This window comes from Variovorax boronicumulans (assembly GCF_009811375.1).
In the GTDB taxonomy this organism is placed as follows: domain Bacteria; phylum Pseudomonadota; class Gammaproteobacteria; order Burkholderiales; family Burkholderiaceae_C; genus Variovorax; species Variovorax boronicumulans.
On sequence record NZ_BKDH01000001.1, the window covers coordinates 1 to 23,171 of the forward strand.

At 66.9% G+C, this 23,171-nt stretch carries 20 protein-coding genes; 9 read left to right on the forward strand and 11 right to left on the reverse strand.

Annotation, left to right across the window (positions count from 1 at the left end; all coding sequences use genetic code 11):
- From VHAB30_RS00005 to VHAB30_RS00015, 3 genes are all read right to left on the reverse strand, one after another.
- On the reverse strand, nucleotides 1–553 hold a 553-nt coding region (locus VHAB30_RS00005; protein WP_159275394.1), incomplete at its 3' end, for an ABC transporter permease.
- A 3-nt stretch (nucleotides 554–556) separates the two neighbouring features.
- Nucleotides 557–1,498 carry an ABC transporter permease gene (locus VHAB30_RS00010; protein WP_095746728.1) on the reverse strand — a complete coding sequence of 314 codons (942 nt, stop codon included), beginning with the start codon at nucleotides 1,496–1,498 and terminating at the stop codon, nucleotides 557–559.
- A gap of 9 nt (nucleotides 1,499–1,507) precedes the next feature.
- Nucleotides 1,508–3,088, reverse strand: a complete 1,581-nt coding sequence (locus VHAB30_RS00015) for an ABC transporter substrate-binding protein (protein ID WP_159275395.1) — start codon at nucleotides 3,086–3,088, stop codon at nucleotides 1,508–1,510.
- A 228-nt stretch (nucleotides 3,089–3,316) separates the two neighbouring features.
- On the opposite strand from VHAB30_RS00015, the gene VHAB30_RS00020 reads away from it, so the two are divergent.
- Genes VHAB30_RS00020 through VHAB30_RS00035 form a run of 4 tightly spaced genes read left to right on the forward strand, consistent with a single transcriptional unit; the run spans nucleotide 3,317 to nucleotide 10,806 of the window.
- The gene (locus VHAB30_RS00020; RefSeq protein ID WP_390903967.1) at nucleotides 3,317–8,053 is read left to right on the forward strand and encodes an RICIN domain-containing protein; all 4,737 of its coding nucleotides are present in this window, start codon (nucleotides 3,317–3,319) and stop codon (nucleotides 8,051–8,053) included.
- A 55-nt stretch (nucleotides 8,054–8,108) separates the two neighbouring features.
- Nucleotides 8,109–8,861 carry a 2-amino-5-chloromuconate deaminase CnbZ gene (gene cnbZ, locus VHAB30_RS00025; protein ID WP_159275397.1) on the forward strand — a complete coding sequence of 251 codons (753 nt, stop codon included), beginning with the start codon at nucleotides 8,109–8,111 and terminating at the stop codon, nucleotides 8,859–8,861.
- A 38-nt stretch (nucleotides 8,862–8,899) separates the two neighbouring features.
- Entirely contained in the window at nucleotides 8,900–9,931 is a 1,032-nt protein-coding gene (locus VHAB30_RS00030; RefSeq protein WP_159275398.1) for a TRAP transporter substrate-binding protein, read from the forward strand.
- Nucleotides 9,932–9,960: 29 nt separating this feature from the next.
- Nucleotides 9,961–10,806: a fumarylacetoacetate hydrolase family protein gene (locus VHAB30_RS00035; RefSeq protein ID WP_159275399.1), complete on the forward strand. Its 846-nt coding sequence runs from the start codon at nucleotides 9,961–9,963 to the stop codon at nucleotides 10,804–10,806.
- A gap of 56 nt (nucleotides 10,807–10,862) precedes the next feature.
- Here the strand turns inward: VHAB30_RS00035 and VHAB30_RS00040 are convergent, their stop codons facing one another.
- Nucleotides 10,863–11,333, reverse strand: a complete 471-nt coding sequence (locus VHAB30_RS00040) for a hypothetical protein (protein ID WP_062479847.1) — start codon at nucleotides 11,331–11,333, stop codon at nucleotides 10,863–10,865.
- A 5-nt stretch (nucleotides 11,334–11,338) separates the two neighbouring features.
- Nucleotides 11,339–11,608 (reverse strand): hypothetical protein, encoded by a 270-nt coding sequence (locus VHAB30_RS00045; RefSeq protein ID WP_070061928.1) that lies wholly within the window; start codon nucleotides 11,606–11,608, stop codon nucleotides 11,339–11,341.
- Between the two features lie 304 nt (nucleotides 11,609–11,912).
- On the opposite strand from VHAB30_RS00045, the gene VHAB30_RS00050 reads away from it, so the two are divergent.
- Nucleotides 11,913–14,126 (forward strand): TonB-dependent receptor domain-containing protein, encoded by a 2,214-nt coding sequence (locus VHAB30_RS00050; protein ID WP_159275400.1) that lies wholly within the window; start codon nucleotides 11,913–11,915, stop codon nucleotides 14,124–14,126.
- 24 nt (nucleotides 14,127–14,150) lie between these two features.
- On the opposite strand, the gene VHAB30_RS00055 is transcribed toward VHAB30_RS00050, so the two are convergent.
- The 6 genes from VHAB30_RS00055 to rtcR form a co-directional block, all read right to left on the reverse strand.
- Nucleotides 14,151–15,101: a bifunctional Delta(1)-pyrroline-2-carboxylate/Delta(1)-piperideine-2-carboxylate reductase gene (locus VHAB30_RS00055; RefSeq protein WP_159275401.1), complete on the reverse strand. Its 951-nt coding sequence runs from the start codon at nucleotides 15,099–15,101 to the stop codon at nucleotides 14,151–14,153.
- On the reverse strand, nucleotides 15,098–15,967 hold the full coding sequence (locus VHAB30_RS00060) for an alpha/beta hydrolase (protein WP_159275402.1): 870 nt from the start codon (nucleotides 15,965–15,967) through the stop codon (nucleotides 15,098–15,100). The genes VHAB30_RS00055 and VHAB30_RS00060 overlap by 4 nt, the downstream gene beginning before the upstream one ends.
- Nucleotides 15,964–16,272 carry a hypothetical protein gene (locus VHAB30_RS00065; protein WP_159275403.1) on the reverse strand — a complete coding sequence of 103 codons (309 nt, stop codon included), beginning with the start codon at nucleotides 16,270–16,272 and terminating at the stop codon, nucleotides 15,964–15,966. Before VHAB30_RS00065 ends, VHAB30_RS00060 begins: the two co-directional genes overlap by 4 nt.
- A gap of 49 nt (nucleotides 16,273–16,321) precedes the next feature.
- On the reverse strand, nucleotides 16,322–16,849 hold the full coding sequence (locus tag VHAB30_RS00070; RefSeq protein WP_159275404.1) for a 2'-5' RNA ligase family protein: 528 nt from the start codon (nucleotides 16,847–16,849) through the stop codon (nucleotides 16,322–16,324).
- 70 nt (nucleotides 16,850–16,919) lie between these two features.
- Nucleotides 16,920–17,465 carry a hypothetical protein gene (locus VHAB30_RS00075; protein WP_095950992.1) on the reverse strand — a complete coding sequence of 182 codons (546 nt, stop codon included), beginning with the start codon at nucleotides 17,463–17,465 and terminating at the stop codon, nucleotides 16,920–16,922.
- A 13-nt stretch (nucleotides 17,466–17,478) separates the two neighbouring features.
- Entirely contained in the window at nucleotides 17,479–19,098 is a 1,620-nt protein-coding gene (gene rtcR / locus VHAB30_RS00080) for an RNA repair transcriptional activator RtcR (protein WP_159275405.1), read from the reverse strand.
- Between the two features lie 700 nt (nucleotides 19,099–19,798).
- On the opposite strand from rtcR, the gene VHAB30_RS00085 reads away from it, so the two are divergent.
- The 4 genes from VHAB30_RS00085 (at nucleotide 19,799) to VHAB30_RS00100 (ending at nucleotide 23,168) form a co-directional block, all read left to right on the forward strand.
- The gene (locus VHAB30_RS00085) at nucleotides 19,799–20,950 is read left to right on the forward strand and encodes a slipin family protein (protein ID WP_159275406.1); all 1,152 of its coding nucleotides are present in this window, start codon (nucleotides 19,799–19,801) and stop codon (nucleotides 20,948–20,950) included.
- A gap of 294 nt (nucleotides 20,951–21,244) precedes the next feature.
- The gene (locus VHAB30_RS00090) at nucleotides 21,245–22,465 is read left to right on the forward strand and encodes an RtcB family protein (protein WP_159272964.1); all 1,221 of its coding nucleotides are present in this window, start codon (nucleotides 21,245–21,247) and stop codon (nucleotides 22,463–22,465) included.
- A 2-nt stretch (nucleotides 22,466–22,467) separates the two neighbouring features.
- The gene (locus VHAB30_RS00095; RefSeq protein WP_159275407.1) at nucleotides 22,468–22,755 is read left to right on the forward strand and encodes a hypothetical protein; all 288 of its coding nucleotides are present in this window, start codon (nucleotides 22,468–22,470) and stop codon (nucleotides 22,753–22,755) included.
- Between the two features lie 59 nt (nucleotides 22,756–22,814).
- Entirely contained in the window at nucleotides 22,815–23,168 is a 354-nt protein-coding gene (locus VHAB30_RS00100; RefSeq protein WP_159275408.1) for a zinc-ribbon domain-containing protein, read from the forward strand.
- Nucleotides 23,169–23,171: the final 3 nt, after the last annotated feature.

The window sequence follows — 23,171 nt, forward strand, 5'->3', positions numbered from 1 at the left end:
ACAGGATGCGAGAGGTGCGCACGCCCAGGGCCCGTACGGCTTCGACGAACAGCAGTTCGCGCACGACCAGCGTCGAGGCCCGCACCACCCGTGCGACACGCGGCGTATAGACCAGCACCAGCGCGAGGACGGTGTTCATCAGCGACGGCCCGAGGATGGCCACCAGCGCGATGGCCAGCAGGATGTCGGGGAAGGACATCATGGCGTCGACCACACGCATCAGCGGTGCGTCGAGGCGGCGGAAGAAGCCTGCCATCAAACCCAGCACCGTGCCGGCGATGACGGCACCCAGGGCCGTGAGTGCCGCGATGGCCAGCGAGTAGCGTGCGCCATGCACGATGCGCGAATACATGTCGCGCCCGAGTTCGTCGGTTCCGAGCAGGTGTTCGGCGCTGGGGGCCTTCAGCCGCTGCAGCACGGCGGTGTCGTTGGGGTCGGCCGAGGCGACCAGCGGCGCGCCGATGGCCATGATGGCAATCACCAGCAGCACCAGGGCGGACACCATCACGATGCGGCGGTGCATCAGCTGGCGGAGCATTCGAGGCATGCGCATCGTTCAGACCTTCACGCGCGGATCGACCACCGCATACAGCAGGTCGATCGAGAAATTGATGAGCACGTAGATCGCGGCAATCACGAGCAGTGCACCTTGAATGACCGGGTAGTCGCGCCGCAGCACGGCGTTGACCACCAAATTGCCCACACCGGGCAGGCCGAACACGGTCTCGGTGATGACGGCGCCGCCGATCATCAGCGCGACGGTGAGGCCGATCACCGTGACGATGGGCACGAGCGCATTGCGCAGCGCGTGCTTCAAGACGACGACCTTCTCGCTCAGACCTTTGGAGCGTGCGGTGCGCACGTAGTCTTCGCCCAGCACGTCGAGCATCGAGGCGCGCGTGAAGCGGATGATGAGTGCGGAGTTCAGCAGGCCCAGCACGGTGGCCGGCAGCACCAGCGCGTGCAGCCGCTCGGCGAAGGGCGCATCGGGCGCGCCGTAGCCCGAGACCGGGAACCACCCGAAGGACACCGCGAAGATCTGGATCAGCACGATGCCCAGCCAGAAGCTGGGGATGCTGGCGCCCAGCATCGCGATGCCGGTGAAGAACTGGTCGACCACGCGGCCGCGGAACACCGCCGAGACGATGCCGCAGGGCACGCCGATGAGCGCGGCGATGGCCACCGCCAGCAGCGCGAGCAAGGTGGTGGGCTCGGCGCGCTCCCACAGCGCCTGCGTGACCGGGCGCTGCAGGAAGATCGAGGTGCCCAGGTTGCCCTGCAGCACTTCGCGCAGCCAGTAGCCGAACTGCACGGGCAGGGGCTTGTCCAGGCCGTAGTCCTTCTGCACGCGGGCGATGTCGGCGGCGGTGGCCTGGTCGCCCAGCAGCACGGAGATGGGGTCGCCCGAGGCGGCGCGCGTGAGCACGAAGACCAGCACGGCCACCAGCGCCAGCACGATGAGCATGCCGGCGAAGCGCGAGGCAATGAAACGGAACAAGTGCGCCTCCTACTTGATCTTCACATTCCAGAAGAACGGCCAGTTCGTGGGTTGGTAGTTGTCCAGCGCGGGGCTCTTGGCCGAGAGGGCGTTGAACTTGCCGACGCTGATGTACGGCACCTCGTCGTACACCACCTGCTGCACCTTGCCCCACAACGCGCCGCGCTTGGCAGGATCGCTCTCGGTGTTGAAGGCGCTGAGCGAGGCCTTCTTGGCAGGCGAGTCCCACCAGCCTGGTGCACCGTCGCCCAGTTGCGGTGGCGACAGCATCGGCTCGGGGAACAGCCCCGAATGGGTGATGAAGATTTCCCACAGCCGCGGGTCGTTGCGGCGCTGGGTGAGCGTGGCCCAGTCGACGACGTTGAGGTCGACCTTGAAGCCGGCGCGCTTGAGCTGCTCGGCCATCAGGAGCGACATGTTGTAGTGGAAGTCGTACTGGCGGCTGGTGAGCACGCGGATCGGCTCGCCCTTGTAGCCGGCCTTGGCGGCGGCGTCCTTCGCCTTGGTGGCGTTGCGCTGGTTGTACTGGTCGGCGCCGGCCGCCGAGTAGAACGGCGAACTCTTGGGGAAGTGGTTCGCTTCCGCGATGAAGAAGCGCGTGTCGCCGAAGCCGGCCGCGAGCATTTCTCCCTGGCCCATCGCCGTCTGCAGGGCCTGGCGCACGGCCTGGCTGGCGAGCGGGCCTTCCTTGGTATTGAAGACCACCAGCGGAAAACCGAAGGCAGGCGTGATGATCGGCAGCGTCTTGCCGCCGGCCTTCTCCAGGCGCGGCAGCGCTTCCACCGGCAGCAGGTCGGCGAAGTCGTACTGGCCGGCCAGCGCACCTTCGACGCGCGTGCTGGCGTTGGGCACGGGAACGAAGCGCAGCTCTTCGATGACCGCTTCGCGCTTGCCGCCGTAGCCGCTCGCGGGCTCCTTGCGCGCGGCGTACTTGTCGAAGCGCGTGAGCAGCACGAACTGGTCGGGACGGCGTTCCTTGAACTTGTAGGGGCCGGTGCCGACGAAGTCCTTCAGCGGCGAGGCCATCGATTCCTTGGCCATCATCGCGGCGGTGCCATTGCTGGGCAGCGCGAGCTGCGAGAGCAGCGGCGCATACGGCGCCTTCAGCACGATCTCCACGCCCAGCGGACCCTTGGCCTTGAGGCTCTCGATTTCCTTGCCCACGGCCTTGCCGCGCGGCGACTGGTCCATCCAGCGCTGCAGGCTGGCGACCACGTCGTCGGCCGTGAGATCGCGCCCGTTGTGCAGCGCCACGCCCTTGCGCAGCGTGATGGCGTAGGTCTTGCCGTCGGCCGAGATCTTGGGCATGCCCTCGGCCAGCATCGGCACCACGTTCCACTTGGCATCGAAGGTGTACAGCGTCTCGTACACGTGCTGCATGATGGTTCCGACCAGGTCGGCCGTGGAGGCCATCGGGTCGAGCGTCTGCGGCTCGGCCACCATCGCCAGCGTGGCGAAGTTGCGCGGGCCCTGCGCGTGGGCGCTGGGGTGAGGCAGTGCGGCACACAGCATCGCGAGCAGCGAAGCGCCCAGCAGGCTGCGCTTGGACAGACGAGGCAGGCGCTGGACAACAAGACCGGCGTGAGACATGGGGTGTTCCTTCATGGGCGATCGGTGGGCAATGAATTCACTTTTTTCAGGCCCGAACTTTGAAGCACAACCTATGCCAAAACATCACCATTTACCCTGAGCAATGATCTAAATATTCGAACTCTCCCTTCGAAATTCAATGCCGTTCGCGCACGCATCCGCTGCTAGATTCCGGTCGAATCTTTTCCCACCGAAAGATGGCGTCCGATCGAATTTGCGAGGATGAAAATGAGCACCAAGAAAGTTCTTGCGGTAGGTTTTCTGTTCGGCTGTGCGTTGCTGACGCATGCGGCGATCACGGGGGTGAACCCCCTCGACACGATCAAGAAGGCTGCCACCAGCATGGCCTCCGCGGCCGCTGAGCTGGTGGCCGATCCCTTGCCGCTGCAGGGCCCCGGGCTGGGCAACCTGACTTACACGCAGGCCGAGCTGTTCAAGCCCATCTCGATGATCAAGGAGGAGGTCGACACCGGCGTCGGAGCCGGCACCGGCGCCGACGTGCCGAAGATCCCCGGGGGCAGTGTGACGCACCCCACCGCCGGGTACACCAAGTACCACTACGGCCAGAACGTGGGCCTCATGATCAACGGCTACTTCCTGACGACGTTCACGCCCGACGGCGGCCTGGGCCCCGGTGGCTTCCTGCTCTACGACGTCTCCGATCCGCGCAACCTGCGGCTCGTCAAGCGCATCTACGAGCCGGACGGCCGTACCAAGGAACTGAGGGAGCCGCATTCCATCGGCATCGCCAGCATCGGCGGCAAGCAGTACGTCGCCGTGCCCAGCGTCTTCGGCGTGGAGTTCTGGGACTTCACCGACATCAACGACGTCAAGCAAGTGAAGAAGCTGGTGCTGCCCAACGTCAACAAGGGCGACTACAACAACGTGAGCTGGCAGCTGTGGTGGCAGGCGCCCTACCTGTACGTGGCGGCGGCGGAGCAGGGCGTGTTCGTCATCGACGCCGCAGACCCCGCGAACGCAGTGCTCGCGAACCGTGGCGCCGGCAAGCCCAACCCGATACCGACGGGCGAGCTCGGCGGCTTTCGCGTGGGGCCGATCTTCACCATGGGCAACCACATGGTGCTGACGTCCATGACCAACACCAGCGGCTTCGCCAGCCTGGACATCTCGGACCCGCTGAATCCCAAGGTGCTCGACACCGTCTCCGGGTCCACCGCCAGCTACTACTCCACCTGCTTCGACGGCAAGAAGGTCTACGCCTCGGCGCAGGAGAGCGGCGGCAAGATGTACGGCTACGACCTGAGCGACCGCTCGCGCTTCGTGGCCGAGGACAACCGGCTGGTGATCAACCAGCAGCTGTACTGCAGCACGCAGGACAACTTCGTGTTCCAGGGCGCGCAGAACTACATCCACAAGGTCGATGTGAGCAACCCGCTCAACCACGTCGAAGTCGGGCGCGGCGGACTGTTCGCAACGACGCATCCCGATTTCTCGAGCTCCGACCATGGCCAGGTGTCGCCGTTCGGCAACCTGATCTACGTCGGCAACGACCACGGCTCGGGCAGCGGCTTCATCGTGCATGCGGTGGACCCCGACACCACCAAGCCCGAAGTGAAGCAGGTCTCGCCCGTGAACGGTGCGAAGCAGCAGGCCCTCACCTCGCGCATCGGCCTGGGCATGACCGACAGCATCCGCCCGGAGAGCGTGAACGCCAACACCTTCATCGTGCGCCCGGTCGGCGGCAACACGCTCGCGGGCACCTACAGCGTGCAGCTGGGCATCGTCAACTTTCACCCCGCGCAGCCGCTGCAGCCGGGCACCGCCTACGAGGTGTTCCTGCCCGCCAACGGCCTGAAGGACTATGCGGGCAACGCCATCGCGGCCGACTACCGCTCCACTTTCAACACCGGCAACGCCAACGACATCAACCTGATGCACCACTGGGCGCTGACCGGCAACCTCGGTGACCAGATCAGCGCCAACAACGGCACGCCCGCCACCGGCGACGCGTTCGAGAGCATCGGCCTGAACTTCGCGAACCGCACCACGGGCGTGCAACTGAAGAACGACAGCGTGTCCACCACGCTGGGCGGCACCGCCTCGCTGAGCTTCTACATGAAGACCACGCAGGCCGGCGGTGCGAACTCGTGGACCGCGCCCGGCATCTTCGGGCGCGACCAGTCGCCGGGCGTCGACGACGTGTTCTGGGGCTGGCTCGACAGCACCGGCAACATCAAGCTGTCGGTGGGCGACCACGCAGGCACGCGCTCGCAAAGCGCCGTGAACGACGGCAACTGGCACCACGTCGTGCTCACGCGCGACGCGGCCTCGGGCGCGCAGGCGGTGTACGTGGACGGCGTGAAGACCACCTCGACCGGCCCCACCGGCACCAAGGGCCTGTCGACCAAGTTCCAGCTGCTGGGGCAGATCCAGGGCAACGCCGCACTCTTCAAGGGCACGCTGGCCGAGGTGCGCGTGTACGGCCGCGTGCTCGGCGACACCGACGTGGCGGCGCTGCGGGCGCAGGCCGTGATCGGCGATCCCAGCATCGTGGGCGCACCGAAGATCGTCAACGGCCAGCTGAACTTCAACCCGGCCACGCTGGGTGCCACCGGTGCGCAGTTCCGCTGGAACTTCGGCGACGGCACGCAGAGCGCGTACGCCTCGCAACCCGGCGTCACGCACACCTACAGCAGCCCCGGCCACTACACCGTGACGCTGACGGTGAAGGCCGCGAACGGCCAGGAGACCTTCTACACCTACAACCTCACGGTGATCGCACCCGTCACGGCGGCGGCGCCGACGCACACGACCAACATCGCGGGCGATGCGAACGCGGTGTATTCGGTGAACCCCGACAGCGGCACGGTGGCCGCCATCGACGCGCAGACCTTCGCCAAGCGCTGGGAAGTGCGCGTGGGCGATGAGCCCAAGACGCTGGCCGTGGGCCCCGACGGCCGCATCTGGGTCACGGTGCAGGGCGAGGACAAGCTGGTGGCGCTCAACGCCGCCGACGGCACGCTGTCGACGACGGTGCCGCTGGCCTATGGCAGTGGTCCGTACGGTGTCGTCTTCACGCCCAATGGCACCAAGGGCCTGCTGACGCTCGAGAGCAAGTCGGCCCTGGTCAGCTTCGACCCGACCACCGGCGCCGCCACCGGCACGCTCGCCCTGGAAGGCAGCGTGCGCGGCATCGCGGTCGATGCGGGTTCGCAATCGGCCTACGTGACGCGCTTCAAATCGAAGATGACGGGCGGGCAACTGCACAAGGTGAACCTGCAGAGCTTCAGCGCCGCCACCACCATCGCACTGGCGGTCGACACGACCACGGTCGACACCGAGGCCGCCTCGCGCGGCGTGCCCAACTACCTGAGCCAGGTGGTGATCTCGCCCGACGGCGCGCGTGCGCTGCTGCCTTCGAAGAAGGACAACATCGTGCGCGGCACCTTCCGCGACGGCCTGCCGCTGGAGCACGACAAGACCGTGCGCTCCATCCTGTCGCAAGTGAACCTGCAGACGGCCGCGGAAATGTTCAGCGAACAGCTCGACTTCAACGACCGCGCCCCCGCGCGCGCCGCGCTGTACTCGCCGGCCGGCGACTACATCTTCGTGGCCCAGATGGAAGGCAACCGCATCGCCATCGTCGATGCCTACAACCGTTCGGTGCGCGGCGAGATCAACGCCAGCAGCGCGCCGCACGGCCTGTACCTCGATGCGGCGCGCAAGCGGCTGTACGTCAACAACTTCCTGGCGCGCTCGGTGTCGGTGCACGACGTGGCGCAGGTGCTGTCCTCGGAGTCGGCGGCCCCGGCCTTCCTGCAGAACATCACCACGGTCGCGCAGGAGCCGATGGCGGCCGCGGCACTGCGCGGCAAGCAGGTGTTCTACAACGCGTCGGACCGGCGCATGAGCATGAACAACTACATGTCCTGCGCGAGCTGCCATGCCGATGGCAGCGACGACGGCATGGTGTGGGACTTCACCCAGCGCGGCGAGGGCCTGCGCCGCACCATCAGCCTGCAGGGCCGTCGCGGCACGGGCCACGGCAAGCTGCACTGGACGGCCAACTTCGACGAGGTGCAGGACTTCGAGCACGACATCCGCAACGAGTTCGGCGGCACGGGCTTCCTGACGAACGCCGACTTCTCGGCCACGGGCGACCCGCTCGGCGTGCCGAAGGCCGGCCGCAACGCGCAGCTCGACGATCTCGCGGCCTATCTGAACTCGCTGAACAAGTACATGCGCAGCCCGGCCCGCGCGGCGGACGGCAACCTCAGCGTGGACGCGGTGCGTGGACAGACCGTGTTCAACACGGCCCAGTGCGCGACCTGCCACACGGCCGGCAGCCTGCGCGACGGGCTGCGGCACGACGTGGGCACGATCCAGCTCTCGTCGGGCAAGGGCAGCAACCAGCCGCTGGCCGGCGTGGGCTTTGACACCCCGACGCTCTACGGCACCTGGAGCAACCCGAGCTTCTTCCACAACGGCCAGAAGGCCACGCTGCAGGACGTGCTCGCGGGCGGCCACGGCAATGCCTCGGGCCTGCCGGCGGCCGACCTGCTGGCGCTGGGCGAGTACGTGAAGTCGTTCGACACCGCACCGGCGATCGACACGCGCATCCGCTCGGAGGTCAACAACCTGTGCGTCAACGTGTCGGGCGGCTCGACGGCCAGCGGCGCCACGGTGGTGCAGTGGGCCTGCGGCAACGGCGCCAACGAGACCTTCACCGTCAACAGCAGCGGCGGCTACACCCAGTTCGTCGCGAAGCACAGTGGCCTGTGCCTGGCGCAGGGCAACACCAACGCCGGCGGCGGCCCGCTGGTGCAGCTGGCGTGCACGGCGGGCATGGCCACGCAGTGGAGCGTGGTCGGGGCGACGCTGCGCAACCGGGTGTCTTCGGGTGCGTGCCTGGATGTGCCCGGCTCGACCACCACGCAGGGCACGGCGCTGTCCACCTACGCCTGCCATGGCGGGGCCAACCAGCGCTGGAGTCAGATCCCCTGAGCTCTTCTGCCCGTTCTCTCTCTTTTTCTCTCGCTCTCTCCAAAAAGGAAATCACGTGTCGGCACTCCAACTCTCCCTCCCAGGCGGCTATCGGTTCATTCCGGGCGTCCAGCAGTACTCGGCTGGCGTGGCCGCCGAACCTGGGTTTCGCATCGAGCGCGTGCGCTTCCTGGAGCCCCTGCCCCTGAAGCAGGGCTTTGCGCGCATCAAGGAAATCCTGGAGGAGGCCTCGCGTCCGCTGGCCGCCTTCTGCGCGTGCGAACTGCGGTCCCCGGCACCGTTCACTGAACAGGGCTTCGTCGAGTTCAACAACCTCTACGTGGGCACTTTGAAGGAGTGGGGCATCTTCATCGGCGACCTGAATCCGGTGGCGCGAAGCAACGTGTGCCCCGCGCTGTCGCCGCCGTCGGAGCCCTCGTTCCATGCCTTCAGCTACACCGTGCCCGACGCCGAGGCGGCGGCGTCGTTCGTGGTGGCGGGCAGCGCCGAAGCGCCGGAAGGCAAGGGGCACTACCGCGACCATGCCGTGCGCCTGGGCGACACCTCGCCGCCCGCCATCCTGAAGAAGGCGCAGTGGGTGCTCGACGAAATGGAACGCCGCCTGGCATCGCTGGGCTTCACCTGGGCCAGCACCACGGGCTCGCAGCTGTACACGGTGCACGACATCCACCCCTTCATCGCCGACGAGATCGTCAAGCGCGGTGCCGCGCGGCACGGGCTGACCTGGCACTACAACCGCCCGCCCGTGGTCGATCTCGAGTACGAGATGGACTGCCGCAGCGTCCAGTTCGAACGCGTCGCGGTCTGATCGCACGCGGGTCGCCACACCTTCTCACCGAGATGCCCATGCCCAAGAAATTGCCGCATCGCCTGGCCGCCACCTGCCTCGTCCTGAGCGCGTTCCTGGCGGCCGGCCTCGCCGCTGCGCAGAACATCCAGGAGCGCACCTTCAAGTTCGCCTTCGTGAACCAGAAGGAGCATCCGCAGGGCATGGGGGCGCAGCGCTTCTCGGAGATCGTCGAGAAGAAGAGCGGCGGCAAGATGAAGGTGAAGCTCTTTCCTTCGGGCGTGCTGGGCGGCGATGCCTCGGTCATCGCCTCGCTGCAGGGCGGCACGGTGGAAATGACGATGGCGATCCCGGGCCTGCTCTCGGGCATGGCCCGGGAGTTCTCGCTGTTCGACCTGCCGTTCCTGTTCAACAACGAGAAGGAAGCCGACTTCGTGCTCGATGGTCCGGTCGGCCGCAAGCTGCTGGACAAGCTGCCCGAGAAGGGGCTGATCGGCCTCACGTACTTCGAGCACGGCTTTCGCAACGTCACCAACAGCCGGCGGCCGGTGGCGAAGATGGAAGACCTGCAGGGCCTGAAGCTGCGCGTGATGCAGATCCCCGTGATGATCGATGCCTTCCGCGCGCTGGGCGCCAACCCGTCGCCGCTGCCGCTGCCAGAGGTCTACACCGCGCTGGAGCAGAAGGCCGTCGACGGCCAGGAAAATCCGTACTCGCTGGTGGAAGCCTCGAAGTACTACGAGATCCAGAAGTACGGCTCCAACACGCGGCACGTGTTCAACCCTGTCGTGCTGCTGTTCAGCAAGAAGCGCTGGGAGCAGCTGTCGGAAGACGAACGCAAGATCCTTCTCGATGCGGCCCGGGAGACGCAGCCCTTCCAGCGCGCCGCCAACCGTGATGTCAACGCCAGGGCCGCCGAGTTCCTGAAGGGCCAGGGCATGGTGCTGACCGAGTTCCCCGCCGCCGAACGCGAACGCCTGCGCGAGAAGCTCGCGCCGGTCACGGACAAGCATGTCAGGCAGATCGATCCGGCGCTGACCCAGGAACTGTTCTCCGAGCTCGGCAAGGCGCGCGGCAGCGCCGCCAGATAGCCAGCCAATCAACCACCAAGGAATGACGAATGAAGCTGTTGCGTTACGGGGCCGTCGGCCAGGAAAAGCCGGCGATGCTCGACGCAGAAGGCCGCTTGCGCGACCTCTCCATGCACGTGAATGACATCGCACACGAGGTGCTGTTGCCCGCCGGCCTGGCGCGCCTCGCCGCGCTGGACCCGCAGAGCCTTCCACTGGTGGAAGGCGCCCCGCGCATCGGCGCCTGCGTGGCCGGCTCGGGCAAGTTCATCTGCATCGGGCTCAACTACTCGGACCACGCGGCCGAGACAGGCGCCACGGTGCCGCCCGAGCCCATCGTTTTCCTGAAGGCCACCTCGGCGATCGGCGGACCGAACGACGTGCTCGAGATTCCGCGTGGTTCCACCAAGACCGATTGGGAGGTGGAGCTGGGCGTGGTGATCGGCAAGACCGCGAAGTACGTCAGCGAAGCGGACGCGATGGACCACGTTGCGGGCTACTGCCTGATCAACGACGTGTCGGAGCGCGCGTTTCAAACCGAGCGCCAGGGCCAGTGGACCAAGGGCAAGTCGGCCGACACCTTCGGACCGATCGGCCCCTGGCTCGTGACACCCGATGAAGTGCCCGACCCGCAGCAGTTGGACATGTGGCTGGAGGTCAACGGCGTGCGGCGCCAGAGCGGCTCCACGGCCACCATGGTCTACGGCGTGCGCTACCTGATCGCGTACCTCTCGCAGTTCATGAGCCTGCGCCCGGGGGACATCATTTCCACCGGAACCCCGCCCGGCGTGGGCATGGGGTTCAAGCCGCCGGTCTACCTCAAGCGCGGCGATGTCGTCACGCTGGGCATCGAAGGGTTGGGCACGCAGCGGCAGGTTGCCACGCAGTTCGATTGAAGGGGAGGTGGCAGGGGGCGGCAGCGGGCCGTGAGGCGCCCGCTGCTGCCGCTGTGTCAGACCAGCGTGGCGCTCACGCCGCGTTGCACCACGGGCGCGATGCCGGCGTAGAAGAACGCGAGGCTGTCTTCCGGGCCGTTGACGGCGCGCCCGCGCACCTTGGCCATGGCGCAGACGCCGACCTGTGCGCTGTCGGGGCCGATCACGAGGACGAAGGGGTTGTCGTCGTCGCCGCGCAGGTAGCGTCCGCCGAACTCGCGGCGTGCGGTTTCGAACACGTAGGCCGACGCCAGGAAGTGCAGGTCGTCGGGCAAGGGCGCCTGCTGCTGGAAGAAGTCTTCGAGCACCTGATCGACCAGGACCAGCGAGGCTTCGGAGTAGTCGAGCGCCGCGCTGTCGATGGGCGCGCCGGGTTGCGAAAAAGCGCCGATGAAGTCTTCCGCCTGCGAGGCCATGCCGGCCTCGAGCGTCGACGGCATGTCCACTTCCGGCTGCTTTTTCTTCTTCAGGAAATCGAACAGTCCCATGGTGCTCAGGCCTGCACCGCGGCCGACAGTTGCCGCAGCATGGCCGACTGCCGCGCCTCTTCGGCGTCGCGCAGGCTCTTCGCGGCGCGCGCCGCAACGTAGCTGACGTACAGGGTCTCGACCGCCCGCGCCCATTCGTGGGCCTTCTGCGACACGCCTTCCGCCTTCACCGGCGAGCCGGTGGCCATCGGCGTCGACAGGTCGTCGAGCGGACGGGCCGGGACGTCGACGCCGGCCTTCCCGAGGATCACGGCTTTCTGAAGAATGGTGAGCATGGCGGACCTCTCTTTTTTCTTGTTCCAGAGTAACAGCGCCCTTCGCGGGCTGCCATTCGCCAGATGACGTATCCGCCCCCGAATTCAAGATGAACTTTCGGCTGACATGGGGTTTGTCTGGGTGGCCGGAAGCAGGGCCTACACGAAGCGCCACCGGCCTCTCGCAATGTCCCTTCGATGGTTCTGGATGCAAATAATATTTGTTTTCATTCTCAATAGAATTGATGCTGATCAGTTGGTACGCAACAACAACGCATCCCGAGAGCGGCCCTGTTTTTCCTGCCGTTTCCCGTGGAGTTTTTGCATGTTGTTTTCGCGTTGCGGCCGTCGGCCGCGTCCGTCGGTGCTGGCGCTGGCCGCCGCATCTCTTTTTTCTCCCGCCCTGTTCGCCCAGACGCCCGCTGAACAACAACTGCGCGAGGTCGTCGTCAGCGCGACCGGTTTTGAGCAGGAACTCAAGGACGCGCCCGCGTCCATTTCGGTGATCACGCGCCAGGAGTTGGAAACGCGCCAGTTCCGCGACTTGGCCGAGGCGCTGCAGAACGTCGAAGGCATCGACGTGGGCGGCTCGACCGGCAAGACCGGGGGCCTGGACATCTCGATCCGCGGCATGCCCAGCGACTACACGCTGATCCTCATCGACGGCCGCCGCCAGAACGTGGCCGGCGACGTGACGCCCAACGGCTTCGGCGCCGCGCACACCAGCTTCATGCCGCCGCTGGCGGCCATCGAGCGCATCGAGGTCATCCGCGGCCCGATGTCGACGCTGTATGGCTCCGACGCCATGGGCGGCGTGGTCAACATCATCACGCGCAAGGTGGCGCGCGAATGGGGCGGTCAGGTCACGATGGAAACCGGCATCCCGCAGGACAGCGAGTGGGGTTCGCAGACGCGCTCCAGCGTCTACCTGAGCGGCCCCGTCGCCACCGACCTGCTGGGCCTGACCCTGCGCGGCAACATCTACCGCCGCGAAGCCGCCGACTGGGTGCTGGCCCCCGGCCAGGCGCAACCCGCGACGGCCCGCAACCCCGCGCCCGCCGAGAGCCGCCAGCACAGCGTGGGCGGGCGCCTGATGCTCACGCCCAACCGCCAGCACGACATCTGGCTCGACGTGGAATCGGGCCGCAGCTGGTACGACAACGAAGACGGCCGCCTGGGCACGCGCGACGCCGCCGCGCCCAACCGCACCGGCAACAACCCGCCGGGCTACCTGGACGCGTTGCGCTTCAACCGCGACCAGGTCGCCATCGGCCACACCGGGCGCCTGGGCTTCGGCACCGTGGAAAGCAGCCTGATGCACACCACCACCGAGACCGTCGGCCGCACGATTCCCGGCGGCGCCATCCCGCGCAATGCCGCGGCCCGCCGCACCGTGTACTGGCTGAACGAAGCCGACCGCGGCCGCGCGCGCGAACTCAAGACCACCAACCTCGTGCTCGACAGCAAGCTCGTCGCGCCCGTGGGCGATGCCCACGTGCTCACCGTCGGCGGCCAGTGGTGGGACGCCAAGCTGGTCGACGGCCTGCTGCCCCGCTCGCAGAGCCAGACCATGTGGGCGCTGTTCGCCGAAGACGAATGGCGCCTCGCGCCCGGCCTCACCGCCACGCTGGGCGGTCGCTACGACCACCACAGCGCCTTCGGCGGCCACGTGAGCCCGCGCGGCTACCTGGTCTGGGACGCCACGCCGCAGTGGACCTTCAAGGGCGGCGTGAGCAAGGGCTTTCGCGCGCCGCGCCTGAACCAGCTGATCGACGGCATCAGCGGCGTGAGCGGCCAGGGCGCCACGCTCAACATCGGCAACCCGAACCTCAAGCCCGAGACCAGCACCAGCACCGAGCTGTCGGCGCTGTTCAACAACCAGAAGGGCCTGACCGCCTCGGCGACCCTGTTTCACAACAAGGTGAAGGACAAGATCGCCAGCGGCGGCGACTGCAGCGTGGCGCGCATCTCCAGCTGCGTGGTCGACCCGACCGCCAACTACTCGGTCAACGTCGACCAGGCCAAGACCTGGGGCATGGAGCTGAGCAGCCGCGTGCAGCTCACCAAGGCCTGGGGCCTGAAGGCGGGCTACACCTGGACCGACAGCGAAGTGATCGAAGGCGGCGTGAAGAACGGCAAGCTGGCCGACACCGCGCGCCACCTGCTGCACGCGCAGCTCGACTGGAACCCCGACGCCAAGTGGCGCTTCTGGCTGCGCGGCGAGTACCGCGGCAAGAGCCCGCGCTTCACCGGCGACCCGGCGCGGCTCACGGGCAACAACCTGGCGATCTACCGCGCGGTGGGCGACATCAAGGCGTACCACCTGTTCCACCTCGGTGGCTCCTACCAGGTGTCGAAGAACGTGCGCCTGAACGCCAACATCAACAACCTGTTCAACAAGGACTTCCGCAAGTTCCAGCAGGTGAACCTGGCGGGCACCTCGGCCTGGGTCAACGAGTACTTCCAGGGCGGTGCCTCGGTGGCGGGCACCACGCCGGCCGGACGCACGATCTGGCTGTCGGCGAACGTGACGTTCTGAGGTTGATGGCGGGCGGCGCGGGCCTCAGGGGTCCGTGCGCGCCTGCCACACGAGCGTCGCCGCGCTCAGGTCTTCGAGCGCGCTGCCCACGGCCTTGAACACCGTGCGCTCGGCATCGCCCGTGCGCCCGGGCCGTGCGCCACGGCACAGCTCGGCCAGCGTGCCCTGCACCGCGTCGGCGCGCAGGGTACCGGCCGCGATCGCATCGAGCAGGTCGCCGGCCTTCTGCAGCGCCTCGGGCGTGTCGATGAAGGTGCGCGTGCCATCGAAACAGTGCACATCGGCTTCGCGCATCGCGGGCGTGAAGCTGCCGATCAGGTCCAGGTGCACGCCCGGCGCCAGCCATTCGCCGCGCACCAGCGGCGTGGTCGCCAGCGTGGCGCAGCTCACGATGTCGGCACTGCGCACGGCCGCTTCGAGGTCGGTGCCGGCCGCTTGCGCGTTCCATCCTTCACTGCGCCATTGCTCGGCCAGCGCCTCGGCGCCCTCGGGCCGGTGGTTCCACACCCACACCTCGTCAATGGGCCGCACGCTTGCGTGCGCGGCGGGCAGCATGCGCGCGATGCGGCCGGTGCCCAGCACCAGCAGCTTGCGCGCATCGGCGCGCGCCAGGAACGAAGCGCCCAGCGCCGAGGCGGCCGCCGTGCGCCGCGCCGTGATCTCGTTGCCGTCCATCATCGCCAGCGGCACGCCGGTGCGCGCGTCGTACAGCACGTAGGTCGCGTGCAGCCCGGGCAGGCCGCGCGCACCGTTGCCCGGAAAGATGTTGATCGTCTTGATGCCCAGGAAGCCCGCGTCGCTCCACGCCGGCATGATCAGCACCGTGCCGCGCGTGGCCGCGTCGCCGCCGGTCTCGATGCTGTGCACGTGGCGCGGCGGCACCTGCGCCTCGGCCGCGAAGGCGGCGCGCAGCGCGGGCACCAGCCGCTCGAAGCTCAGGGGGGCGGCGGTGGCGGCTTCGTCGAAGTGTTTCATGGGCGGGCAGGCAGCGCCGGGGCGCTGTCGAAGAAGGTGGTGAGGGCTTGCTGGTACGTCGTGCCGAAGCGCGGCGCCGCCATCGGTTCGAGGTGGCCGGCGCCCGACACCTCGATCAGCTGCTTGGGTTCTTTCGCATCGGCCAGCAGGCGCTGCGAGTGGCCGTGCGGAATCACCGCGTCGGCCGTGCCGTGGATCAGCAGCAGCGGAATCGGTGCGATGGCCGCGACGAATTTCGAGGCCGCGTAGTCGTCGCGCACCAGCAGGCCGGCGCCCGGCAGCTTGTCGTTGGCGATCGAGCGGTACGAATAGAAGGTCGACTCGATCGCCACCGCCTTCACGCCGGCCCGGTTGCCCGAGCCCACGGCCGCGATCGCGTTCGTGCCGCCCAGGCTCTGCCCGAAGACGAACAGCCGCGACGCATCGACATCCGCGCGGGCACGCACATGGTCGAGCGCGGCGTTCGAGTCCTCGAACACGCCCCGGGGTTCGGGTTCGCCGTCCGATTCGCCATAGCCGCGGTAGTCGAACACGAAGACGTTGTAGTCCTGCGCGGGCAGCCATGCGACGAAACGCCAGTGGCTGCTCATGTTCTGCGCGTTGCCGTGGAAGTGCACCACCGTGCCCTTCGCCGTCTTCGGGTCCGCCCGGCCCGCGGCGGGAATGAACCAGCCGCTCAGGCGCGTGCCGTCGGCGCTGGTGAAGCGCACGTTCTCGTAGCGCAGGCCCAGCGCGTCGGGCATTTCGTAGCGCACGCGGTCGGGGTAATAGAACATCGACTGCACGCAGCCGCCGAGCAGCAAGAGCGGCAGCGCGGCGAGCGGCAGCTGCCACCAGCGGCGCGTGGGTGTCGCGGTTCTGGTCATATGCGGCGCGATGGCGGCGTTTCCGGTGGGGGAGTCTGTCGGTTGGAGAACTTCAGCAAGAGGTTGATGCAAAGCGCGTGCAGGCCGAACGCAAGCAAGCCAGGTACATAGACCATGAAGAAATCGCGCCAAAAAAAGTCAGGCCTGCCGCCAGAGCCAGCAATCAGCGAAGCAAGAAACATCGCGGCGATCAGTGTGGAAACGGCGAACGGACGAGAGGTCGAGCGACAGCAAAGATAGAGGTAGTACGCGGTAAGGGCGGCGCCGAGCCAGAGGCCCGGAATGATCAGTGCTTCGAGGCCCATGCAGGTTCCTTGTTCGGGTGAATCGAGTCCTGGCTGCTGCCGGCCTGGATCAGGTAGCGGCTCTCGGCAACTGAAAGACATGCATGTCCAACCACTGCCCCGACGCGTTCTCGATGAGCACGACCTCCGTGCAGCGCGCCTGCACCGGCCCCGACGCAAGCAGCCGCGCCTGCAGCTCGATGGCCGCTTCTTCCGCGTGCAGCGCGTTGCCGTGCGCCACCGACAGATGCGGAACGATGTCGTCGTGCGCGCCGTCGTACGGCGGGAAGTCGGGAAACTCTTTCACCAGCGCGCGCGTCATTTCGATGAACGGCGCAGCGGGCTCCGGTGCGAGGTAAGCGGTCTCGGGAAAGCGTCCGACCTTGCCGAGCACGAACGAGAACAGCGCCGTGCGTTGCAGCACGCGCCGCGCACGGGCGAGCACCTCGTCGGTGATCAACGCGGGGCCCATGAAAGGAACGAGCAGCGTGATGTGGGCGGGCACGCCGAGCGCCACGGTGGGGTCGAAGCGGCGGCGAAGGTCTGCGGCGATGGGTTCAGCCGCGGGGACCTTCACGGCGAATGCGGAGATGGGCATCGGGCGGAGGATAGCCCATCGATGCTCCGATTCGCTCCCGGAAAACGCGGCGATGAAGGCTCCTTCTGCCTCAAAAGAAGTCGGCCTCCCGCAGTGCTTTCGCGGCGACCACCAGCCGTCGGACGGTGATGCCGATCTGTTCGTGTTCCACCCCATTCGACAAGACGGCGCCTGCATGGAAGTCCGGCTCCAGGGTGACCCGGTAGCGCATCTGGAAGCGGATGGCGCTGTTGATGGTCTCGATGACCATGTACAGGGCGTTCTCGTTGAACTGCCTGCCGGTCTTGGCGCCGGAGGCCTTGAGCACCTGCCAGTCGTCCTGCTTGTGAGCTCGAAGGTCTCCCAGATCGTGCTGCCAGGCATCCAGCAGCTTGTCGCAGATCGCCAGCCCGATCTGGTCGTCGGGCGCCGATGCGTCGAGCACGATGGGCGTGCCGGTCTCGGCAATGCTCGTGGTCGAGGAGACGATGTACGTGCTGTCCCCGTACAGGTACAAGACCGCGCGCAGTTCCTTGCCGGTGCGCAACCTGGCGTCGTTGATCTCGACGGCGGAATGGTCGGGCGACGCCCTCCTGGCTGGCTCTTCCTTGGGGGCTTTCTTCAAGAAGTCGAACATGGACAGGTTCTCCTCAGTGCTTCGCAAGCGTTGAAATCCGGCCCCAGTCCAGCCCCATCTTGGCCAGGTACTTGCGCAGCCGGTCCGCATCGTTCACCACGCTGCGCTGCGTCCGCGAGGCCTGGAACAGCTGGCGCCCCGCCTCCGACAGGCTGCGCGCCGGCCGGCACACGCGCACCACCGCTTCGAGCTGCAGGCGGTCGAACAGGTCGAGCGCCGCGAACTTCTCTTCGCCGAGCAAGGCTTCCAGGTCGACCTCATCGTCCGCCGCCACTGAAGCGCCCGTGCCCTCGTGCTTCCACAGCCAGCGCAGCCGCGCGATCTCCGCCTCGACCAGCGCGACCGCGATGCGCCCGCCGTCGGCCAGCGTCGCGAGCCGCGTCACGCTGGCCGAGAGGTCGCGGAAGTTGCCGCGCCAGATCGCCTCGCTGCTCTGCGCAAAGCGCAGGTAGGCCGTGCGCGCCTCGGCGTTGAATCGCACCACGCGGTGGTTCTCGGCCGCGTGCAGGGCCAGCAGGTGGTCGAGATTGGGCTCGATGTCCTCGGGCCGCTGCGCGAGGCCGGGCAGGTCGTAGGTCCAGAGGTTGATGCGCGCGAACAGGTCTTCGCGAAAGCGCCCCTGCGCCACGTCGCGGCGCAGGTCGCGGTGGGTGCCGGCGATGAGCTGGAAGTCGCTCTCCACTTCCTTGTCGGCGCCCACGGGGAAGAAGCGTTTTTCCTCGATGGCCTTGAGCAGCATCGCCTGTTCATCCAGGCCCAGCTCGCCGATCTCGTCGAGGAACAGCGCGCCCTGGTGTGCGGTGCGCAGCAGCCCTGCGCGGTCGCTCGCCGCGCCGGTGAACGAACCCTTCTTGTGGCCGAACAGCGTGGACGCCGCGCCGTCGCCGCGCAGCGTGGCGCAGTTCACCTCGACGAACGGCCCCGTCACCTGGTGGCGCGCCTGCTTCAGCTCGAACATGCGCCGCGCCAGGAACGACTTGCCCGCGCCCGTCGGCCCCACCAGCAGGATGGGCGCGCGCGAGCGCACGGCCACGCGCTCGATCTCGTCGATGAGTGCGTTGAAGCGCGCGTTGCGCGTGGCGATGCCGCTCTTCAAAAAGGCGACCGCGTCGCGCTGGTCGGCGTCGAAGCGGCGCGCGATCGGGTCGTAGCGCGACAGGTCGAGGTCGATCAGCGCGACCTTGCCGGCGTCGCCCTGACGCTGCTTGCGCGGCGGCGAGGTCTGGGCCAGCACGCCCGGCACCACGCGCGATTCCGACAGCAGGAACATGCAGATCTGCGCCACGTGCGTGCCGGTGGTGATGTGCGTCCAGTACTGCTCGCGCTCGGGCTGGAAGGGGTAGGCGCGCGCCCAGTCGTACAGGCGCGTGTAGACCTCGCCGAAGTCCCACGGGTCTTCGAGGTCGAAGGGCACGAGGTGGACGGTGGTCTCGGGCGACACGGCGGCGATGTCGGCCTTCACCAGCTCGGCCAGCGCCGTGTGCTTGCGCGTGTGCAGCAGCTCGATGCGCGCCACCACCATGTCGTCGTGCTGCGCGAGCGAGACCGTGGGGCGCCACTTGTTCCAGCGGCCCGCGCCCTGGCCGGCATCGAGCTGGGTGCCGAGAAAACCGATGACGACGATGGGTTTCATGGATAAAAGACTAGCTGAATTTCTAGAAATTATCTGAATGCTAGCAAGGGGTGGGCGTCGTTTCACACCGGATGAAGAAGAAATTCCCCTTTTCGGTCAATGACTTGCATCACCGTCACCGTGTTTCCAGGCGCCGTGCGCGCAAGTTGGCACGCTCGCTGCAATAGAGAGTCTGTCCGGATGCAGTTCATCCGCTCCCAGGTGCCGCATGAAAGCGGCCCGGTGCCGCAGGCCAGACCTGTTCTTGGGTCCGCGGTATGCCGCTGTTGAACTGTGCTGGTCACTGGACTTGATCCAGTCTGCTCATGGTGGAGCACCGTGCTAACCACGCGGCGTGGCGGGTTCGATTCCCGCAAACAACCTTCGGCGGTGTTCGCACCGCCGCTTTGATGGGGGCGAAAGCCCCACCGCCCCGGCACACCGGAGCGAGGCGCAGGGCAGGGCCCGGCCGAGCGACACCGTGCCAGTGCAGGCGGCTTGCGCATCGCGCGTTCTGCCAGGAACCGCATGCAGCCATCGACGCAGAAGGAGGCGATGGCGCAGCCAAAAAAGGCCGTGCCACCGCACCGACCCGTCGACCGCTGCGTTGCTGACCTCGCAAGCCACGGTGCCCGCCGCCTGCCCTTCGTGGGCCCCGATACGAAACGTAGACGAACAACGAACGACAACCGCAACGAAGAAGAAGAGAGAGGAAGAAAAAATGCTGGGATTCACCCAATTCACCGTGAAGAAGAACGAACGCGTGCTGCTGCTGCGCAACGGCGACTTCGAGGGCCTGTATGCCGCTGGCAAGCACCGCGTGTTCACGGGCTTCGACACCGTGCAGCTCGAGCGCTTCTCGCTGGCCGAGCCGGCCTTCGAGCACGAGCTGGCCGACTACTTCCTGGCGCGCGAGCCGCAGCTGGTGCAGCGCGAGTTCGTGCAGGTGTCGCTGGGTGAGACCGAGGTCGGCCTGCGCCATGAAGACGGCGTGCTGGTGCAGGTGCTGCCGCCCGCCACCCGCAAGCTCTACTGGCGCGGCCTGCGCGAGCAGCGCGTCGACGTGATCGACGTGGCCGCCGATGCACGCCTGCCGGCCGAGCTGCTGGCCAAGCTGCAGAGCGTGGCGCTGCGTCCGCGTGCGGTGCAGGGGCTCGAAGGCGTGCTGCTGGTGCAGGTGCCCGAGTTCCATGCCGGCGTGCTGACCCTCGAAGGCCAGATGCAGGCGCTGCTGCCACCGGGCAACCACGGCTTCTGGCGCTTCAACCGGCAAGTGGCGGTGACGAGCGTGGACCTGCGCTCGCAGATCGCCGAAGTGAGCGGCCAGGAAATCCTGACCCGCGACAAGGTGGGGCTGCGGCTGAACCTGTCGGCGGTGTGGCGTTTCGCCGATGTGCGCCAAGCCCTGGCGCAGATGCCCAAGCCGGCCGAGCATGTGTACCGCGAGCTGCAGTTCGGCCTGCGCGCGGCGGTGGGCGAGCAGACGCTCGACGCGCTGCTGGAGAACAAGTCCGCCATCGACCAGACGGTGCTGGTGCAGGTGCGTGAGCGGCTGGAGGGTTCGGGCCTGGTGCTGGAGAGCGTGGGCGTGAAGGACATCATCCTGCCGGGCGAGATGAAGACCATCCTCGCGCAGGTGGTGGAGGCCGAGAAGTCGGCCCAGGCCAACGTGATCCGCCGCCGCGAGGAAACCGCGGCCACGCGCTCGCTGTTGAACACCGCCAAGGTGATGGAGGGCAACCCCGTCGCCTTGCGCATGAAGGAACTCGAGACGCTGGAACGCGTGGCCGAGCGCATCGACAAGATCTCGGTGGTCGGCGGCCTGGACCAGGTGCTCAACGGACTCGTGACGCTGCGGCCGAACGGGTCCTGAGCAGTAGAGAAAAGAGAGACACACGGGCACGCAGGCACAGAAGGGAGCGCCACTGCCAAAAATGTTTGAAATTGCCGGCAGCCTGGGTAAGACCAGGTACGGCGGGCAAGTCGGTCGACGAGCAAGGTTGAGGATGCAGGTGCTGGCTCCGATGACGGGTCTGTCACTGGCGCGCGTTTCCAATCGTCGACTGGGCCGCTGGATTCAAACACCACGGTCGCCGTATTGATGCGGGTTCGAATCCCGCCGTGTCCACCAACGAGTGTGAAGAATAGATAGACAGAGGAAAGAAAAATGACGAACTACAAACTGCATGAAGTCGCGAACGGCGTCCCCGTGAAGATGTGGACCAACGGCGTGCCTGTGGAAGACGAAGCTCAGAAGCAGCTCGAGAACGCCGCGCGCCTGCCCATCGTGTTCAAGCACATCGCGGCCATGCCCGACGTGCACTACGGCATCGGTGCGACCGTGGGCTCGGTGATCCCGACCTTCAAGGCCATCATCCCCGCCGCCGTCGGCGTGGACATCGGCTGCGGAATGATGGCCTGCAAGACCACGCTCAACGCGCGCGACCTGCCCGACAACCTGGGCCCGCTGCGTTCGGCGATCGAGAAGGCCGTGCCGCACGGAAGCAACCCCAAGCGCATGGGCCGCGACAAGGGTTCGTGGGAAACGCCGCCCGATGAAACCGATGCGGCGTGGGCGAAGCTGGTGGACGAGTTCGAGCTGATCTGCGAGGACCACCCGCGCATCAAGAACACGAACAACCACAAGCACCTGGGAACGCTGGGTACCGGCAACCACTTCATCGAGGTGTGCCTCGACGAAGCGGGCGCCGTGTGGTTCATGCTGCACTCGGGTTCGCGTGGCGTGGGCAACGCCATCGGCACGCACTTCATCGAACTCGCGAAGAAGGACGCGCAGCTGCACCAGCGCAACCTGCCCGACCAGGACCTAGCGTACTTCGAGGAAGGCGCCCGGTACTTCGGCGACTACGTGCGTGCCGTGGGCTGGGCCCAGAAGTTCGCACGGGCGAACCGCGAAGTGATGATGCAGCGCGTGGTCGCGGCCGCGCGCAAGGTCATCACCAAGCCCTTCGAGGCGCACGTGGAAGCGGTGAACTGCCACCACAACTACGTGAGCCGCGAGACGCACTTCGGGCAGGACGTGCTCGTGACCCGCAAGGGCGCGGTGAGCGCGAAGCTCGGCGAGCTGGGGATCATCCCCGGCAGCATGGGCGCCAAGAGCTACATCGTGCGCGGCAAGGGCAACCCCGAGAGCTTCATGAGCTGCAGCCACGGCGCGGGCCGGAAGATGAGTCGGACGAAGGCCAAGAAGCTCTTCACCGTCGCCGACCAGATCGCCGCGACCGAAGGCGTCGAATGCCGCAAGGATGCCGACGTGATCGACGAGATCCCGATGGCCTACAAGGACATCGACGCGGTGATGGAGGCGCAGAAGGACCTGGTGGAGGTGGTTTACACGCTCAAGCAGGTGGTCTGTGTGAAGGGTTGACCGTGGGCATCGAGTACCGCGTCAAGGTTGCATTGCCGTCGCGCGAAGTCGCGCAAGGCATCTGCAGGAAGGCAGGCATCGGCGGCCATCTGAACGTCGAGGGCGAGCGCGCGGATTTCTATCCGGCGCCGCCGTCGACGCCTTCGGAATGGGCGCAGGCCGTGGTCAGCATCGAGGCGGATGGCTTTGTGGTCTGCCTGCTTGCGAACACCAACTTTGCACGACAGGTGTTGGGCAGCATCGTTCAACTCGCTGCGGGCGAAGGTATCGTGACAGTGGAAGAGCTATAGGAGGGGATCGGGAGACCGGCCTGCCTTCGTAGCGACGTATTGCGGAGGTTCAAAGAAAAATGAAAAGCAACAAGCAACGCCGCGCCGAAATCAAGGCGTACCGCCTCGAACGCGCTGCGCGCGCCGTGGCACTGCAGCAGCGCCAGGCCGATGCACGCCTGCTGCGTGCCGAAGGCATGGTCGCGGCCGACACGGCCTTGCTGGCCGCGCACAACAACACCTACGGCCCGCTGCCCACCTTCTACGTCGACAAGGCGTTCACCTGCCGCGATTGCGGGGCGCAAGAGGTGTGGACGGCCAAGCAGCAGAAGTGGTGGTACGAGGTGGCGCTCGGCAGCATCCACAGCACGGCGGTGCGCTGCCGCGCTTGCCGGCTCGGAACCGCGCGAACAAGAACAACGACACACGACTGAACA

Coding starts and splice junctions, on each gene's coding strand:
- VHAB30_RS00035 (WP_159275399.1), top strand. CDS start 9,961: ATGAAGCTGTTGCGTTACGGGGCCGTCGGCCAGGAAAAGCCGGCGATG.
- VHAB30_RS00040 (WP_062479847.1), bottom strand. CDS start 11,333: ATGGGACTGTTCGATTTCCTGAAGAAGAAAAAGCAGCCGGAAGTGGAC.
- VHAB30_RS00020 (WP_390903967.1), top strand. CDS start 3,317: ATGAGCACCAAGAAAGTTCTTGCGGTAGGTTTTCTGTTCGGCTGTGCG.
- VHAB30_RS00070 (WP_159275404.1), bottom strand. CDS start 16,849: ATGCCCATCTCCGCATTCGCCGTGAAGGTCCCCGCGGCTGAACCCATC.
- rtcR (WP_159275405.1), bottom strand. CDS start 19,098: ATGAAACCCATCGTCGTCATCGGTTTTCTCGGCACCCAGCTCGATGCC.
- VHAB30_RS00055 (WP_159275401.1), bottom strand. CDS start 15,101: ATGAAACACTTCGACGAAGCCGCCACCGCCGCCCCCCTGAGCTTCGAG.
- VHAB30_RS00045 (WP_070061928.1), bottom strand. CDS start 11,608: ATGCTCACCATTCTTCAGAAAGCCGTGATCCTCGGGAAGGCCGGCGTC.
- VHAB30_RS00065 (WP_159275403.1), bottom strand. CDS start 16,272: ATGGGCCTCGAAGCACTGATCATTCCGGGCCTCTGGCTCGGCGCCGCC.
- VHAB30_RS00075 (WP_095950992.1), bottom strand. CDS start 17,465: ATGTTCGACTTCTTGAAGAAAGCCCCCAAGGAAGAGCCAGCCAGGAGG.
- VHAB30_RS00085 (WP_159275406.1), top strand. CDS start 19,799: ATGCTGGGATTCACCCAATTCACCGTGAAGAAGAACGAACGCGTGCTG.
- VHAB30_RS00015 (WP_159275395.1), bottom strand. CDS start 3,088: ATGTCTCACGCCGGTCTTGTTGTCCAGCGCCTGCCTCGTCTGTCCAAG.
- VHAB30_RS00100 (WP_159275408.1), top strand. CDS start 22,815: ATGAAAAGCAACAAGCAACGCCGCGCCGAAATCAAGGCGTACCGCCTC.
- VHAB30_RS00060 (WP_159275402.1), bottom strand. CDS start 15,967: ATGACCAGAACCGCGACACCCACGCGCCGCTGGTGGCAGCTGCCGCTC.
- VHAB30_RS00050 (WP_159275400.1), top strand. CDS start 11,913: ATGTTGTTTTCGCGTTGCGGCCGTCGGCCGCGTCCGTCGGTGCTGGCG.
- VHAB30_RS00030 (WP_159275398.1), top strand. CDS start 8,900: ATGCCCAAGAAATTGCCGCATCGCCTGGCCGCCACCTGCCTCGTCCTG.
- VHAB30_RS00090 (WP_159272964.1), top strand. CDS start 21,245: ATGACGAACTACAAACTGCATGAAGTCGCGAACGGCGTCCCCGTGAAG.